Source organism: Lactococcus sp. LG606 (assembly GCF_017309645.1).
GTDB classification, from domain to species: domain Bacteria; phylum Bacillota; class Bacilli; order Lactobacillales; family Streptococcaceae; genus Lactococcus; species Lactococcus petauri.
Genome location: NZ_CP071301.1, coordinates 1,539,966 through 1,556,342, shown reverse-complemented (window position 1 = coordinate 1,556,342; position 16,377 = coordinate 1,539,966). Strand labels below are relative to the sequence as shown.

The window sequence follows — 16,377 nt, the reverse complement described above, 5'->3', positions numbered from 1 at the left end:
AGGATTTATCACGATTTTTAAGGAGAAAGACGATTGAAAAGTAAAAAAAAGATGATGATGTTTTTAGTCTTAAGTTTGCTACAAATACTTATTGCTGTATTTATAGTTGTGAAAAGAGAGGATTTTATTTATCTATTACCCGCAAAAGAGCCACAAGTATTAAGAGATTTAGCCTATGACAAGGACAAACGCTTGGGCTACACCATTCACATCAAAGAAGAAGGAAAGTTGGTGCCCTATCTGGTGCTCACGAAAAATTACATTAATCAAGGCAATGTCTTGTTGCTTCGCAAATACCTGCTAGATCCGCCCATGTCTTTTCGAGATGGCTGGGAGGAAGCTTATTATGGCCACAGCATACCGGATGCCTTTATGCACAAGGACTTTATCAAGCGTTTGTCTAAAGATGTGCAGAAAAATATCCCCCTTACAGAGCTGGGGATAAAACCCTCGGCAAAAAATGCAGGAATGGGGCATATAGAAAAAATAAAGCGGAAACTTTTCTTGCTTTCGGACGTTGATGTTGGAGATGATAGAGGCAAGCATCGTATGGGGGATGACCGTAATTTACTTTATTTTAAGCGAAAAGGTAGAGTAAAAGAGGACAGGTTAGCTTATTCAGATGGGAATTCAACTCCTTACAGTTGGTGGCTCCGTACTGCTTTTGCGACGGATTCTGTAGTAGCTAGTGTAGTTAATTATAAAGGGAGGCTTGGAGGAAATGGTGTTGCTTACATCTCTTATGTCCGTCCAGCCTTCACACTGCCACCAGAAACAGAGGTGGAGGAAAAAGGGAACGACGAGCGGACAATATATGTGCTTAAGGCGGATAAATAAAGGAGTGAACCCAAATGACCAATAAAAAAATATTTCTGATTGTATTTTCTCTGTTCTTTAGTATCGCAGTAACAGCTCTTTTAGTAAATAGAGAAAAACTTGTGTATTTACTTCCTGCAAAAGAGCCACAAGTATTAAGAAATTTAGCCTATGACAAGGACAAGCGTTTAGGCTACACCGTTCACATCAAAGAAGATGGAAAGCTAGTACCTTATCTGGTTCTTGCGAAAAATTACATCGGACAAGGTAATGTTTTATTGCTTCGAAAGCATCTTGTAGATCCGCCCATGTCTTTTCGAGAGGGCTGGGAGGAAGCTTATTACGGGCATAGCATACCAGATGCCTTTATGCACAAAGACTTTATCAAGCGTTTGTCTAAAGATGTCCAAGAAAATATTCCTTCTACAGAGCTGGGGATAAAACCCTCAGAAGAAAATGCAGGAAGGGGGCATATAGAAAAAATAAAGCGGCAACTTTTCTTACTTTCGGATATTGATGTAGGAAATTACAAGGGTAGAGTTCGTTTTGAAGATGACTGTAACTTACTGTATTTTAAGCGAAAAGGGGGTGTGAAAGAGGACAGATTAGCTTATTTAGCTGGGGCTTCTACTCCTAACAGCTGGTGGCTCCGTACAGCTTTTGCGACGGCCTCCACAGTAGTTAAAGGAGTTGATGACGAGGGAATGTTATCAGGCGGGGGTGTTGTCTACCCTGCCCATGTCCGCCCAGCCTTTACGCTTCCACCTGAAACAGAGGTAGAGGAAAAAGAGAATAACGGGCAGATGGTGTATGTGCTTAAGACGGATAAATAAAGGAGTGAATGATGTTAAAAAAATTATGTTTGTTGCTGTTTGTGCTGTGTCACCCCATATTTTTTGATACACGCATATCTGCTACAGAAGTGAAAGATTTGGATTTAAGTATCAGTTTGTCAGAAGCTCAAAGACAAAAGATAAGCTTTGAAGCTCCCGATGACAGTAAAAAAAAGCAGTACAGCATTTTTCTGATGGACAGCTCTAGAAGTATGGGGGGAAGAAGCGTTAAGCAGACTAAAGATATAGTTGGCAAGTTTGTAAAAGAGTCGGGTGCGTCCAAGCAGGAGCACCAGGTTGCGTTGGTGAGTTTTGGAGATGAGGCAACCGTACTACAAGCTTTTACTCCCGATGAGAAACAGCTGCTGTCCGCTTTGGAAAAGATAGAAACACGAGGGAAGACCAACTTACACAGTGGTTTGAAGCAGGCAGAGCAGCTCTTGCAAGCAGTCAAGGATGAGGGGCAAAAAAATATCTTCATCATCAGTGACCGGACACCAACCACAGGTGAAAAATTAAATACAGGAAAGTATGGAAATAAAGATATATACAGTTATCAGTTTGCCAATGCGGCGGATAATCTGGCGCAAAAGATGAAAACGGAACAACAGGTAAGTTTTCGGACTTTCGTATTTATCGATAAGATTGCGGACTCGACCAAAGCATTTGCCCGGACCTTTTTCCAAAATATCCAAACAGATGGGGCCTTTGATTTTAGAGATGTACAAGATATGGATTTTGTTTTTAAAAGTAAGGAGGCAGGCAAGGAGTTTCAGTCAGGGACTTTTAATTATGGTTCCGCACCTGCAGGAAAAGAAGGTAGGGATTCTCAAGCAGTTTACCACTACAGTGACTCTTATTTTGAGCAGAGTGCTTATGCTTATCGCCAGGAGAAAAATCGCCCTTATGACCCACGGCTAGCGACCATGTCGCTCAACCTAGAATTGGCTGCTTGGTCCAGTATCCAAGAAAAAAACTATCTTTTAAAAAATAGAAACGCGAAGAACCTGCTGGAAGAAATCGGTTTTGAAAAATTCAAGGCCAACCAACATTTTCAAGAAAGACCCTCGACAGACTCGATCGGGGCGGTTATTGCCCAGAAAAAACTGACGGTCAAAGAAGAAGACTATACCTTGATAGCTCTAGCTATTCGTGGTGGTGGTTACGAAGCAGAGTGGGCCAGTAACTTGACTCTGGGACGGTCAGGCGAACATCAGGGTTTTAGAGAAGCCAGTGAAAAAGCGCTGACCTTCTTAGACCAATACCTGAAAGAACACAAGGTGACAGGCAAGGTAAAACTTTGGATTAACGGCTATAGCCGAGCTGCAGCAGTGACCAATCTGACCGCTGGTGCTTTAAATAAGGGACGTAAGCTAGCCAGTGGCGAACTCAAAGCAGAAGATATGTATGCTTTCTGCTTTGAAGCACCTGCGGGGACTTTGAAGGGAACAGGGAATAGAGAGGGACGGCATGACAATATTGTTAATGTTATTAATGTCAATGATGTGGTAACCAAAGTGGGACCGGAGGTCTATCCGTTTGAGTTTACGCGTTATGGGCAGGATTCGTCTTTGCCTGATAAAACTTTACTTCCCCAAGAGGTTTATGAAACTGCTAAAAGTCGAATGGAAGCGGAATTAAAAAAGCTAGACTCTAACTTAATCTATAAACTAGAAGAATTTCAAGCTAAAAAAATAAGTATACTGGATATTTTTAATGGGTTAATTGTGAATGACCCAAAGGGTAAGAGAATGAATGAATCTCTGGATGATATCATTAGATTTTTTGCAGTAGAAAGGATAAAGAACAGAAACAAATATGTAAATGCACATCAAGAAGACATACGAATACTAGCTGAACTCTATTTCACAACACGGGTTGAAGACAGGGAAAAACTTACAAAAAGTTTATTTAAAAATCTTGTCACCTCTATGATGTTAGGAAGTGATGCAACGAAGGTGAAAAAAATTGTTGTTGACTGGTTGAGAACCATGGGGTTGGTCAATCATTCAGAGGTACGAATTGAGTCTTTAGCAGAGACTTTTCGAGAGCTTGTGTTCAAATTTATGATTAAACACCCCAATCTCTCAGTGACCCTTGTATCAAACTTAGACCCAGTCGCCCAAGCGCATCATCCTGACCTTTGTCTCGCATGGTTGAGGGCGCAGGATGAAAATTATCAGAAGAAAAAGATTGAGACTCCTGAGCCAAGTAAAACCTCAAAACGCATCCTAATAGCAGGAGATGTAGACATCAAGGTAAAACGTGAAACAGGGGAGATGGAGGAGTATTCGACGGATGAAGTCATGGAGCTTTCCACTTCAGCAGCAGAAGACACGACAGTACTTGTCCAAGCCAGCGAGGCGACCAAGGTGGATTATACGGTACAGACCATTGATAATATGGACGGAAGCGTATTTCTGACCGAAGAGTTTGAAGATGTTGAACTAAATGCGGGAGAAAAAGTTGAGATAAACCTCTATAAAGAATCAGAAAATAAAGCTACTGAACTCATCAAGGAGGGAGAGCAGCTAAGCTCAGAAACGAGAGGTAAAGAAGAGTTATCAAAATATTATGCGACAAATGTTAGAGTGGAAAACGAAAAACTAGGCTTTGTTTTAGGAGGTGGAATGACTCGCTTTGCAAACTATTCGCCCTTATATTCTATTCCACGAGAAAATGCGGAGTTTGTGGGTTGGTACAAAGGAGATGTGCTTTTATCTTCGGAAAATACTTATCAGCACCAAGTAAAAGCTGAGGAAGAACTTATTGCGAAGTTTAGAGAGGTGAGGTCAGATGACCAGTAAAAAAATATTTTTTCTTATTGCCTCACTCCTCTTAAGTATTGTCCTCTCAATTGCCCTCATAAAGAGAGACGAGCTTGTATATTTGTTTCCTGCAAAAGAACCACAAATCCTAAGAGATTTAGCTTATGACAAGGATAAACGCTTAGGATATACTGTTCACATCAAAGAAGATGGTAAGTTAGTGCCCTATCTGGTGCTCACGAAAAATTATATTGATCAAGGCAATGTCTTATTGCTTCGAAAGCATCTTGTAGATCCGCCCATGTCTTTTCGGGAAGGCTGGGAGGAAGCCTACTACGGACATAGCATACCGGATGCTTTTATGCACAAAGACTTTATCAAGCGTTTTTCCAAAGGAGTGAAGGATCGGATCCCTCTCACAGAAATTGCGATTGAACCCTTAGAACCGACATCATCAAAAAGATATTTGGAAAAAATAGAGCGGAAGCTTTTCTTGCTTTCGGATATTGATGTAGGAAATTTTAAGGACGGACTCCGTTTGGAAGGTGACTGTAACTTACTATATTTCAGACGAAAAGGAGGGATTAGAGAGGATAGACTTGCCTATTTAGAAGGAGACCTTGTTAGCTATCCTTGGTGGTTGCGTACAGTTTTTGAAACTGCCTCTGCAGTGGCTAAAGTGATTGGTTATGAGGGGAGGTTTGGAGGAAATGGCGTAGTTTACCCTGCCTATGTCCGCCCAGCCTTTACACTTCCACCTGAAACAGAGGTGGAGGAGAAAGAAATCAAAGGGCACAAGGAATATGTGCTTAAAATAGATAAGTAAAGAGGTTGGGGTAAAAATTAACATTGGACTCCTTTCGCTTAAAGTTTCAAAAATAAAATCGCTCACCAATGCTATGTAAGAATATCGTGTTCCAATATCTTTTTTCTTGACGAAAAAATTTGCATGTCGTAAGAAAAAAGCGTAAAATAGAAAAAATATATTTTTATGGGGGCTCTAATCTAATGCTTAATTCAGAAACCATTGCTTTAATGCCGAAAGTTGAACTTCATTGTCATCTTGATGGTTCACTCAGTTTGCCTTGTATTAAGCAGCTGGCTAATAACATAGGGTACGATTTTAATATGAGTGATGATGAAATACTGAATTGTGCACAAGCGCCAGAAACGACTCAAAGTCTTTTGGAATATCTGGAGCGTTTTGACTTCGTTCTTCCATTACTACAAAGCTATACTAATCTTGAGCTAGCAGCTTATGATGTGGTTCGTCAAGCTGCTGAGGATAATGTCAAATATATTGAAATTCGCTTTGCACCTGGTCAGCATCTGGAAAAAAATCTAGAACTTGAAGAAGCTGTAGAAGCTGTTATTGCTGGTGTTTCTCGTGCTGAAGAAGACTTTGATACTGTCGCAAATGTTCTCCTCTGTGGTCTTCGTCAGGTGCCAATCGAGCGTTTGGAAAAGTTGGTTCCGCTTTTTGATGAAATCGATGATGAGCATTTGGTTGGCTTTGATATGGCAGGCGATGAAGTAAACTACCCTCAAGTAAAATTTAAAAACTTGCTGGATAAGGTGACGTGTCGTGGGGTACAAGTCACACTGCATGCAGGTGAGTGTCCAGGGTGCGAACAAAACATTATTGATTCTGTCGAGATGGGAGCAACACGTTTGGGACATGGCATTATGACGAAAGAGCTTCCAGACTATCAACATGTTTTGATAGAGTTGGGTATTGTTTTGGAAATGGCACCAACCAGTAATTTTCAAACAAAAGCTATCCGCCATCTTGAAGAATATCCTTTTTTGGAATTGTATAAGAAAGGTCTTCATGTAACCATAAATACTGACAATCGCACAGTAAGTAATACCAACTTGCAAAAGGAATATGAGAAAATTGCAGCATGGTATGATTTTCAGGTGAATGATTTTGAAAAAATCAATCATTATGCTATTGATGGCGCCTTTATTAGTGAGGAAGAAAAAGAAGCTCTCCATCAGCGGTTTTCCATTGAGTATGCTCAAATAAAAAAACTGATTAATATCAGCTCTTTTTAATGAAGTAAAAGAAGGAAAGTAAAGAAGAGAAGAAAGCCACCAAAAAACAAGCTTACTACATCTTGTCTTCTTTCGTTTTTCTGAAAGGCATGATAAAGCAAGAGTCCCATCAAACCACCGGAAGTATTTGTGATGATGTCGGTTATATCGGTGGCTCCGATGCCGAAAATATATTGAAGGATTTCGACAAAGAGACTGACAAGGAAAATTGTTCCCCATTTTCCAAGAAAGCTCCGTTCTGAAAAGCGACCCATAAAAAAACCAAAAGGAATAAAAATAAGGATATTAAAAAGGATTTCTAAACGTCCACCAGAAGCATCAAAAGGTGAAACATTTAAGCTACGTGAAGGGAATAAATGTGCTGTATTTATCGTATGTGTGATATCAAATTTAAAAAGAATCCCCCAAAATAGAAATAGAAGATAATAAGCAAAGATAATTTTGGAGAATTTATACATGAAAGTCCTCAGATATTCAAACGTTTTTTATCCTTAATTATAGTAAAATAACTGAAAATAAGCTTAATGCGCCTAGAACAGGAAATAAAAAACCACATCGAAAGATGTGGTTTTTGTATTATTTTTCGTCAGGTGTCATAATCATCGGAACGATAAGTGGACGACGTTCAGTTTGTTTATAGAGGAATGGAGCCAACGCCTCACGCATTGCCCGTGCCACAACAGCTTCGTTAGCAATTTCGGTATTGAGCATGGCTTCACGGATAGCATTGAAAAGTACACGTTGACCGTTACGGATCAAATCCCCAGACTCACGCATGTAAATAAAGCCGCGGCTCAACATATCTGGACCTGCAAGCACTGTTTTATTTTTGAAATCCACAGTAGCAACAGCAAGAACAATACCATCTTCAGCAAGCTCATGACGGTCATGAAGCACTGCATTACCGACATCACCAATACCTGAGCCATCAACATAAGTATCAGCAGCAGGGAAATGATCAGCATAACGTGCTGAATCAGCAGTCAAAGCCAGAACATCTCCATTTTCGAAAATGAAACAATTTTCTTTAGGCACACCAGTATCTTGAGCGAGCCCGGCATGAATTTTTAACATGCGGTACTCACCATGGACAGGCATGAAGTATTTTGGTTTAATCAAACGGAGCATCAATTTTTGCTCCTGTTGTCCACCGTGCCCAGAAGTATGAATATTATTCATCTTACCATAAACCACGGTTGCACCAGCTTCGGTGATTGTGTTAGCCAACTGGTTTACACCATGTGTGTTACCTGGTATCGCGTTAGATGAGAACACAACGGTGTCTCCCATTTGTAGTGTGATATGACGGTGCATACCATTAGCGATACGGCTTAGAGCAGCCATTGGTTCACCTTGAGAACCTGTACACATAATGAGTAGTTCGCTTGAATTGTATTGGTTCACCTCATTTGGTTCAATAAAAGTTCCTTTAGGGGCTTTTATATATCCAAGTTCAAGTCCGTTAACTATGGCTTTCTCCATAGAACGGCCAAAGACAACAATCTTGCGTCCGGTTTTCACAGCACCATCAACGGCTTGCTGTAAACGGAAGATGTTTGAAGCGAAAGAAGCGAAAATAATGCGTCCTTCAATGCGTTCGAAAATCTTCATGATATTTTGGCCAACAACTTTTTCAGAGTGAGAGAAAATTGGAATTTCGGCATTGGTTGAGTCAGAGAGAAGAAGCAAAACACCTTCTTCACCAAGAGCCGCCATACGATGTAAATCAGCGGGCTCACCAACAGGCGTAAAGTCAAACTTGAAGTCACCTGTGGCTACAACTTTACCTTGAGGTGTTTCCACAACAATACCCAAAGGTTCGGGAATGGAGTGAGTTGTACGGAAGAAGTTAACACTTAAGTTGTTAAATTTAATTTCGCTGTCCGCATGAATTTCAAAGAGTTTTGCATCACGCAAAAGCCCGTGTTCTTCCAATTTTCCACGAATTAAAGCAAGTGATAACGGACCTGCATAAATAGGGATATTCGCTTGCTTAAGCAAGAAGGGAATACCACCGATGTGATCCTCGTGTCCATGTGTAATGAAGAGCCCTTTGATACGGTCGATATTTTCGACAATATAACTATAATCTGGGATAACATAATCGACACCTAATAGGTCATCTTCTGGAAATTTTATACCGGCATCGATGATGATAATTTCATCTTGATATTCGACACCATATGTGTTTTTTCCGATTTCGCCCAGTCCGCCAATAGCGTAAACTGCGACTTCGTCGGAGTTAATTTTTAATGGTTTAATCATTGTTTTCTTTCTATACATATTTGTATGACAAAATCACTTTAGAGTGGTGACTTTTGTCCCTTTCTAAAGTGTTTTGCAGTAAATCTTTTGATGATGCAGGTTGCAAGCATCTTTTTTTAATTAAAAGCTTGTAATTTCAAGGCCACCGTTTTCTTTTTCATATTCAACGGCTTCGTCTGAAAGTGAATCGATGAATTCAACGTGATAGTCTGTGTTTGCAGCTAAAAGTTCGCGCGCTAAGATGACACCTTCACGTGTATCTGTAACATCAAGGTCAAGGTAGAGAACCTTAGTTGTTTCACGACGTGGTGAACGTGTTTTGTCTTCTTGGTAAAATGCTTTGAAAATCATATTATATTTGAGCGAATAAAAATTCGCTTTCCTTTCTTTTGTTTCCGAGTGTTTCAGTTTTACAGTTACTTTCATTTTAGCATAAAATGGAGATAATGAAAAGTAAAGGTTTATAGAGCCAAAGCATTTAGAACAAGAAGAGCTTTTTCAAAGAAGTAAAAGACAGACAAAAAGTTGAGTGAAAATAATAGTAATACTTTTGTCAGTGATAAAGAAAAATACAAAATAGGAAAGCGAAAAATTTCAAAAAATATAAAAAATGTTATAATAGATGCTATCGTATACTTCTAGATGTTTAAAAGAGCTACACACTTTGTTCTGACTTGCATATTCGATAGTGTGAAAAGTAATTACTGAGATGCAGATATTAGGGTATAATAAAATAAGAAGAATGGAGAATAGAATCTCGTGAAAATTTTAGCTTTTGACAGTTCAAGTAAGGCCTTGTCTGTGGCACTTGTCGATAATGATGTTTTGTTGGGAGAGATTACTCTAAATTTAAAGAAAAATCATAGCACTACTCTGATGACATCTGTTGACTTTTTGATGCACCAATCAGCAGTAGAAGCGAGTGAACTTGACCGCATTGTTGTAGCCCAAGGTCCAGGATCTTATACAGGATTACGTTTAGCAGCGACTGTCGGGAAGACGCTTGCCTACAGTTTAAATAAGGACATCGTTGGTGTCTCAAGTCTTTTCGCTATTGCAAGAAGATTGAAAACGGACAGAGCCGTTGTTCCTGTGATGGATGCACGTCGGGGTAACGCTTATGCTGCGCTTTACCAAGAAGATAAAGAGGTTGTCCCAGGACAGCATTGTGTCTTTCGTGACTTCTTAGCAAACTTAGATAAGAATCTTCCGCTTGTATTTACAGGGGAAACAGAAAACTTTGTGGCTGACATTGAAGCTGCAGGGTTTACAAACTTTGAAATTATTGAAGACAGCTTAGACAAACTACCTTCAGCTTATCAAATCGCCCTATTTGGCAAAAACCTAAAACCTGTAGCGGTTCACGGCTTTGCTCCAAATTATTTGAAAAAAGTTGAAGCAGAAGAGAAATGGTTGGAGACACATGAAGAATCTGAAAACGCTACTGGCGAATATGTTCAAAGGATTTGAACCACGTCGTTATCTTAATATGGATGAGGTGGACTTAAAGTCAAATATTGACGGTGTAGATTATCGCTTGGCAGAGCGTAAAGATATTGTAGACATGCTTGCGATTGAGCGTGATGTTTATGATGGAGAAGTTCCGTGGACTTTTTCGCATTTTGAACACGAGATAGTTCAGGATGAGAATGCCTTCTTTGTTTCAGCAGTCGTTGATGATAATCTTATTGGTTTCATTGGGGTTCGCCTTACGGAACGTGGTAAAGTCGTGCATATTACAAATCTTGCAGTTGCTGTAGCCTATCAAGGTAAGGGTGTTGGGAGTAATCTCGTCAACCAAATGATTCGTCTAATGACACTTCTTGGTAAGCAGCAGATGACGCTTGAAGTGAGGCGTGACAATACAAAAGCTCAAGGTCTTTACCGTCGCTTAGGTTTTTCAACAGGGAAGCTGATTTCTCACTATTATGAGGACGGCGGTGATGCTGTGTGGATGTCAAGACAGTTGAGAGCTGAACATGAAAATTGAACGTTTTGATTCTGCAAAGTTTGATACGCAGGACATAGCCTGTAAGCTAAAAGAAATTTTAGAGCTTTGCTATGGAGAATCACCTTGGTCTGAATCCTATCTCCTTAGCAACCTGAAAAGGGATATCTATTTTCTAGCTGAAGTAGACGATGAGCTTGTTGGTTTCCTAGCAATTCAAGTGATCATGGAAGAGATGGAAATTACCAACCTTGCAGTGAAGCCAGAATTTCAAAGTAACAAAATAGCCAGCACGTTGATGGATCAAGTTGCTGATTTTGCTGGTACTCTGTTTTTAGAAGTACGGGAATCTAATAAACCAGCACAAAGTCTCTATAAAAAATATAATTTCGAGGCCTTCTATACTCGGAAAAACTACTATTCGCACCCGACAGAAGATGCGATTCTAATGAGGAAGATACAATAAAATGAATGACAAATATATATTAGCTTTCGAAACCTCTTGTGATGAGACATCTGTCGCTGTTTTGAAAAATGGCACAGAACTTCTCTCTAATGTTATTGCAAGTCAGGTGAATAGCCATAAACGTTTTGGTGGAGTAGTCCCTGAGGTGGCTAGCCGGCATCACGTGGAACAAATTACCGCTTGTATTGATGAGGCCTTAGAGCAAGCTGGTATTACTGCAAAAGAACTCTCAGCTGTAGCTGTAACAGAAGGTCCAGGGCTTGTTGGGGCTTTACTTGTGGGTATCATGGCCGCTAAAACCTTTGCCTGGGCCAACAAGCTTCCATTAATTCCTGTCAATCACATGGCTGGTCATCTTATGGCTGCAGCTTTAGTAGATACTATTGAATACCCAGCCATGGCTCTTTTAGTCAGTGGTGGGCATACGGAGTTGGTTTATGTGGAATCTGAGGGAAACTATAAAAAAATTGGTGAAACACGGGATGATGCAGCAGGGGAAGCCTATGATAAAGTCGGCCGTGTCATGGGGCTAACTTATCCTTCAGGAAAGGAGATTGATGAGTTGGCACATAAAGGAGAAGATACTTATGCTTTTCCACGTGCAATGATGACTGCAGCAGATGGTTTGGAAATGTCTTTTAGTGGTCTGAAATCGGCATTTATCAATCTTGTTCATAATGCAAAACAGCAAGGACAAGATTTGGTGGCTACAGACTTAGAAAATTTAGCTGCCAGTTTTCAAGCAGCGGTGGTTGATGTCTTAATTGCTAAAACCAAACGTGCCCTTGAACAATACCCAGCTAAAACCTTAATCGTTGGTGGAGGAGTATCCGCTAATCAAGGTTTACGTGAGCGGCTTGCCACCGATATGAAGAATATTAAAGTCATATTGCCCCCCCTTCGCCTCTGTGGTGATAATGCTGGAATGATAGCAGCAGCAGCAACTATAGAGATGGAAAGAGAAAACTTTACTGATTTATCACTTAATGCGCGCCCGAGCCTTGTTTTTGGTGATATATGAAGCAAAAAAACTCAGAGTATTTCTGAGCTTTTTTTATTTTTTAATGACCGGTAACCAAATCTCACCGTAATAACTGCCATCAGGTCGCTCTTGACGATAAGCAAGATGTGGACCACCAAGATAGGTATAGTCCATAACTTTGGGGAGGATTTTTCGAAAAGCTTGATGTGACAAATGTTCAAAAATTTTTCCCTTAGCTGCTGTATCAGAAATTACAATATAGTTACTTTCAGGAAATTTGAGTAAACGACAGTCATCCTTCAGCTCTTTGCGACTCTCCACTGCAAAATAATTCCAAGGTTTTCCGAGGTAATCCGTATGGACAGACCACTCCCGCTCATTTTTAGCTCTTTTCTTGAGCTTTGCTAAGCGGCCATCATTTTGCAAACTCAACTCAAATATTTCTCTTTCGAGGGCCAAAGAGCGGTAGTCTTGCAGCGCGGCTTGAATGGGAAAACCATAAGCCGCTAAGATGAACGGGTTTTTATGCTCTAGAGTATAATCAATCATAGTCGCTCCTTAGTTAACAACGGTTAGTTCATGAATTGAACGTCCTTGGTCATCAAACATTTCCAACCAGCTGTTTGTTCCTGCAAAGTAGAGAAAATGGCCGATTTCATTGACGGAACGCAGAATGATGTCTTCAGTAGTGGTCCAAGTTTCAGGATCGAATTTTTCTTGATTTTCTTCCCTAAGGTTTAACGTAAATTTTGCAGTGAAGCCAAGGGTACCATCGGCCCTTTTAGGAGCTGCCTCATTAGGTAGCATTTTTGCACCTGCAAGCAGCCGCATTTCGGTAGATTTTTGCCAGATAACTGTGCCGGATGTTCCTTCATGTTTAATATGAAATGGAATATCTGAGATAGCCTTTTTCCAGCGGTGTTGCGCTTTAGCTGAAAAAGCTTTCTTCTTTGCGAGTTTAAAACCGAATGCTTCAAGGCTAGGCAAAAATTCATCAGCAGCTTTACTACAGATGGTGTAGACATTTGAGGGGAGTTTAATCCTTTCAGGAAAGAAGGCTAACTTCATAGAAGCTTCTTGAGCTTTGTCGAGGAGAAAAGCTTCAAGATAGGCAGTGTCTATTTCATATGCCTTAGGATCAAGGACAATAACTTTATCAAATTCCAACTTAGGGATTATTTTTTTATCGGCAGCAATCATAATAATCTGGCTTTTTTTCGTTAGGAAAAATATTTCACCTTTTTTGAGGGCAAAACGACTATTATTACTATCAAAGATACGGATCGTGGCACCAGAGGAAAGTTCAAGAAGGAGTTTTCCCTTCTCATCAATCGTTACTGAAAACTTTGTTTTTTTCATAACTTTATTTTAACAGAAAAGTCTATTTTTTCATCTTTTTTTGAATACCCTTTATCTAATTAAAGAGTTTCTACTTATTTAATAAACTTTTTCCTATGAATGAAAAATAGACCATTTAATAATTTATGTAAGCACCTTTAAAAATTAAATGTGGGAAAGCAAAGCTTTTCTCGAAATTTTCTAAACAATTTGCTATAATTAAGTAAACTAACGAAAAAGGAAGCGAACAACATTATGGCAGTAAAACGTTTAATTGAAACATTTGTACCAGAAAATTATAAAATTTTCCTTGATATTGACCGCAAATCAAAGACCTTCAAAGGTCAGGTGGCAATCAAAGGTGAAGCTAAAGCTGAAACTATTTATTTCCACCAAAAAGATTTGAATATTACTAAAGTTTCTGCTTTTAGTGTTGAAGCAGACTTTACTGTGGATAATGCCAACGAAGAACTTACAGTTAAAGTGGGCCAAAAAGGTCAAGTGACTGTTTCCTTTGAATATGAAGGTAAAATCACAGATAACATGATGGGCATTTATCCTTCATATTACGAAGTAAACGGTGAGAAGAAAATGCTTATCGGTACGCAATTTGAATCACATTTTGCTCGTCAAGCTTTCCCATCAATTGATGAACCAGAAGCTAAGGCTACTTTTGACCTATCGGTTAAATTTGATGAAGAACCAGGTGATATTATTATTTCCAATATGCCAGAACTTCTCAATATTGAAGGAATTCACGTATTTGAACGTACAGTTCGTATGAGTTCTTATCTTCTTGCTTTTGTCTTTGGGGATATGCAGTATAAAAAAGGACGTACAAAATCTGGTGTTGAAGTAGGAACTTTCTCAACGAAAGCACATTCTGAAGATGTTTTAGATTTTCCTTTGGATATTGCGATTCGTTCAATTGAATTTTACGAGGATTACTATAAAACCCCTTACCCATTGCCACACAGCTGGCACGTTGCACTGCCTGACTTCTCAGCAGGTGCTATGGAAAACTGGGGTTGTATCACTTACCGTGAAGTCTGCATGCTGGTTGACCCAGAAAATGCAACAGTTGCCAGCAAACAATATGTAGCAACAGTCATTGCGCATGAGTTAGCCCACCAATGGTTTGGTGATTTGGTAACAATGCGTTGGTGGGATGATTTGTGGCTCAATGAATCATTTGCCAACAACATGGAATACGTGGCAATTGATGCTATTGAACCTGATTGGAAAGTTTGGGAAAGCTTCTCTGTTAAGGAAGCCAGCCTTGCTTTAGATCGTGATGCTACAGATGGTGTTCAATCTGTTCATGTGGATGTGAATCATCCTGACGAAATTGGTACACTCTTTGATGCTGCTATTGTCTATGCTAAAGGTTCACGCTTGATGGTCATGCTCCGTAAATGGTTAGGGGATGAGGACTTTTCTGCAGGACTTCGCAAATACTTTGAAACGCACCAATATGGCAATACCGTAGGTGATGATCTTTGGGATGCACTCTCAAGTACATCAGGTAAAAATGTGGGCGAATTTATGCATTCATGGGTAAACCAACCTGGTTATCCTGTCTTGACTGCGGAAGTTGTTGATGACACGCTTATTTTAAGCCAACAACAATTCTTCATTGGTAAAGGGGAAGACAAAGGGCGCTTGTGGCAAATTCCATTGAACACAAACTGGAAAGGCTTGCCAGATACGTTGACTACGGAAAAAGTTGAAATTCCGGGCTATGCAGCACTTAAGGCTGAAAATGAAGGCCAACCGCTCTTCTTCAACGAAGCACACGCAGCACATTATATTATTGATTATAAAGGTCAGCTTTTAGATAACCTTTTAGCCGATCTTGAGAAACTGGAAGATATTACGAAATTCCAAATTCTTCAAGACCGTAAGTATCTTGCTAAAGGTGAGGTTATCAGCTACGCTGATGTTGTGAATATCTTACCAGCCTTTGCCAATGAAGAAAGTTATATCGTCAACCAAGCGCTTAACCAAATCTTTAGTGAGCTAGATATCTTTATTGATGATGAGTCAGCTACAGAAAAATCTTACAAATCACTTGTGGGTAAAGTTTTTGCTAAAAACTATGCACGTTTGGGATGGGAGAAAAAAGCTGGTGAATCAGCTGGAGACGAAACTTTACGTGGGACAGTACTCTCACGGACTCTCTACTCTGAAAACCCTGAAGCAGTAGAAAAAGCGAGTGAGATTTACGCAGCGCATAAAGACAATGTAGCAACTATTCCTGCGGATATTCGACCAATTGTCTTGAATAACGAAATTAAAACAAGTAATTCTGCGGAACTTGTAGCTTCTTATATGGATACGTATGTGAAAACAAGTCTCCAAGAACTAAAACGTGAATTAGCTGCAGCTGTAGCCAATGTCCGTGATGAAGCAGCAATTAAAGGACTCTTGGAAGATTTCAAAAATGCGGATATCGTTAAACCTCAAGATATTGCATTCTCTTGGTTCTACCTCTTAGCGAAAGACTTCGCTCAAGATGCTGCATGGACTTGGGAGCAAGAAAACTGGGATTGGATTGCCGAAAAACTTGGCGGTGATATGAGCTATGATAAGTTTGTCATCTATCCAGGTAATGTCTTTAAGACAGCCGAAAAGTTTGAAGAATATAAAGCTTTCTTTGAACCAAAATTGAGTAACCCAGGACTTAAACGTTCAATCGAGATGGCGATTAAACAAATTGATGCACGTGTATCACTGATTAATAATCAAAAGAGTGCAGTCGAAGCTGCCATCGTAGATGTAGAAAAAGAATTGTAAAAAAGACTTCTTAGAAATCAGAAAGAGCTGAATTCTAAGAGGTTTTTTCTGTGTAGCAAACTTCTGTAAACATCTAAAACCCAATGTAAAAGAAAAGCCTTGAAATT

General features: G+C 39.7%; 15 protein-coding genes. 10 read left to right on the top strand and 5 right to left on the bottom strand.

The window, feature by feature from the left end:
* The first annotated feature begins 33 nt into the window (after positions 1 to 33).
* The 5 genes from J0J35_RS07665 (at position 34) to add (ending at position 6,475) form a co-directional block, all read left to right on the top strand.
* Positions 34 to 837 (top strand): DUF6273 domain-containing protein, encoded by an 804-nt coding sequence (locus J0J35_RS07665; RefSeq protein WP_198494152.1) that lies wholly within the window; start codon positions 34 to 36, stop codon positions 835 to 837.
* Positions 838 to 851: 14 nt separating this feature from the next.
* Entirely contained in the window at positions 852 to 1,649 is a 798-nt protein-coding gene (locus J0J35_RS07660; RefSeq protein WP_206916516.1) for a DUF6273 domain-containing protein, read from the top strand.
* Between the two features lie 11 nt (positions 1,650 to 1,660).
* Complete coding sequence (locus J0J35_RS07655; protein ID WP_206916513.1) at positions 1,661 to 4,456, top strand: VWA domain-containing protein; 2,796 nt, start codon at positions 1,661 to 1,663, stop codon at positions 4,454 to 4,456.
* Positions 4,446 to 5,243 carry a DUF6273 domain-containing protein gene (locus tag J0J35_RS07650; RefSeq protein ID WP_206916511.1) on the top strand — a complete coding sequence of 266 codons (798 nt, stop codon included), beginning with the start codon at positions 4,446 to 4,448 and terminating at the stop codon, positions 5,241 to 5,243. Before J0J35_RS07655 ends, J0J35_RS07650 begins: the two co-directional genes overlap by 11 nt.
* Before the next feature lie 182 nt (positions 5,244 to 5,425).
* A complete protein-coding gene (gene add / locus J0J35_RS07645; protein ID WP_206916510.1) occupies positions 5,426 to 6,475 on the top strand; it encodes an adenosine deaminase in 1,050 nt (349 codons plus the stop codon).
* Here the strand turns inward: add and J0J35_RS07640 are convergent.
* The 3 genes from J0J35_RS07640 to J0J35_RS07630 all read right to left on the bottom strand — a co-directional run bounded on the left by J0J35_RS07640 (position 6,472) and on the right by J0J35_RS07630 (position 9,091).
* The gene (locus J0J35_RS07640) at positions 6,472 to 6,933 is read right to left on the bottom strand and encodes a VanZ family protein (protein ID WP_206916509.1); all 462 of its coding nucleotides are present in this window, start codon (positions 6,931 to 6,933) and stop codon (positions 6,472 to 6,474) included. The genes add and J0J35_RS07640 overlap by 4 nt on opposite strands.
* 118 nt (positions 6,934 to 7,051) lie before the next feature.
* Positions 7,052 to 8,740: a ribonuclease J1 gene (gene rnjA, locus J0J35_RS07635; protein WP_206916508.1), complete on the bottom strand. Its 1,689-nt coding sequence runs from the start codon at positions 8,738 to 8,740 to the stop codon at positions 7,052 to 7,054.
* A 120-nt stretch (positions 8,741 to 8,860) separates the two neighbouring features.
* Complete coding sequence (locus J0J35_RS07630; RefSeq protein WP_017369648.1) at positions 8,861 to 9,091, bottom strand: DNA-directed RNA polymerase subunit epsilon; 231 nt, start codon at positions 9,089 to 9,091, stop codon at positions 8,861 to 8,863.
* Positions 9,092 to 9,499: 408 nt separating this feature from the next.
* Between J0J35_RS07630 and tsaB the strand changes: the two genes are divergently transcribed.
* The 4 genes from tsaB to tsaD are packed head-to-tail and all read left to right on the top strand — an operon-like array spanning position 9,500 to position 12,175.
* Entirely contained in the window at positions 9,500 to 10,210 is a 711-nt protein-coding gene (tsaB, locus tag J0J35_RS07625; protein ID WP_046400855.1) for a tRNA (adenosine(37)-N6)-threonylcarbamoyltransferase complex dimerization subunit type 1 TsaB, read from the top strand.
* Entirely contained in the window at positions 10,194 to 10,730 is a 537-nt protein-coding gene (gene rimI, locus J0J35_RS07620; RefSeq protein WP_019291805.1) for a ribosomal protein S18-alanine N-acetyltransferase, read from the top strand. The genes tsaB and rimI (J0J35_RS07620) overlap by 17 nt, the downstream gene beginning before the upstream one ends.
* Positions 10,720 to 11,154: a ribosomal protein S18-alanine N-acetyltransferase gene (rimI, locus tag J0J35_RS07615; RefSeq protein WP_206916507.1), complete on the top strand. Its 435-nt coding sequence runs from the start codon at positions 10,720 to 10,722 to the stop codon at positions 11,152 to 11,154. Before rimI (J0J35_RS07620) ends, rimI (J0J35_RS07615) begins: the two co-directional genes overlap by 11 nt.
* A gap of 1 nt (position 11,155) precedes the next feature.
* Entirely contained in the window at positions 11,156 to 12,175 is a 1,020-nt protein-coding gene (gene tsaD, locus J0J35_RS07610; RefSeq protein ID WP_198494158.1) for a tRNA (adenosine(37)-N6)-threonylcarbamoyltransferase complex transferase subunit TsaD, read from the top strand.
* Between the two features lie 33 nt (positions 12,176 to 12,208).
* Here tsaD and J0J35_RS07605 read toward each other — a convergent pair whose 3' ends face one another.
* Together J0J35_RS07605 and J0J35_RS07600 are read right to left on the bottom strand one after the other, a co-directional pair.
* The gene (locus J0J35_RS07605) at positions 12,209 to 12,685 is read right to left on the bottom strand and encodes an effector binding domain-containing protein (RefSeq protein ID WP_019291802.1); all 477 of its coding nucleotides are present in this window, start codon (positions 12,683 to 12,685) and stop codon (positions 12,209 to 12,211) included.
* Between the two features lie 9 nt (positions 12,686 to 12,694).
* Positions 12,695 to 13,495, bottom strand: coding sequence for a hypothetical protein (locus J0J35_RS07600; protein WP_206916493.1), 801 nt, complete (start codon positions 13,493 to 13,495; stop codon positions 12,695 to 12,697).
* A 234-nt stretch (positions 13,496 to 13,729) separates the two neighbouring features.
* Here J0J35_RS07600 and J0J35_RS07595 point away from each other — a divergent pair, with 234 nt between their 5' ends.
* Complete coding sequence (locus J0J35_RS07595) at positions 13,730 to 16,270, top strand: M1 family metallopeptidase (RefSeq protein WP_019291800.1); 2,541 nt, start codon at positions 13,730 to 13,732, stop codon at positions 16,268 to 16,270.
* Positions 16,271 to 16,377 lie beyond the last annotated feature (107 nt).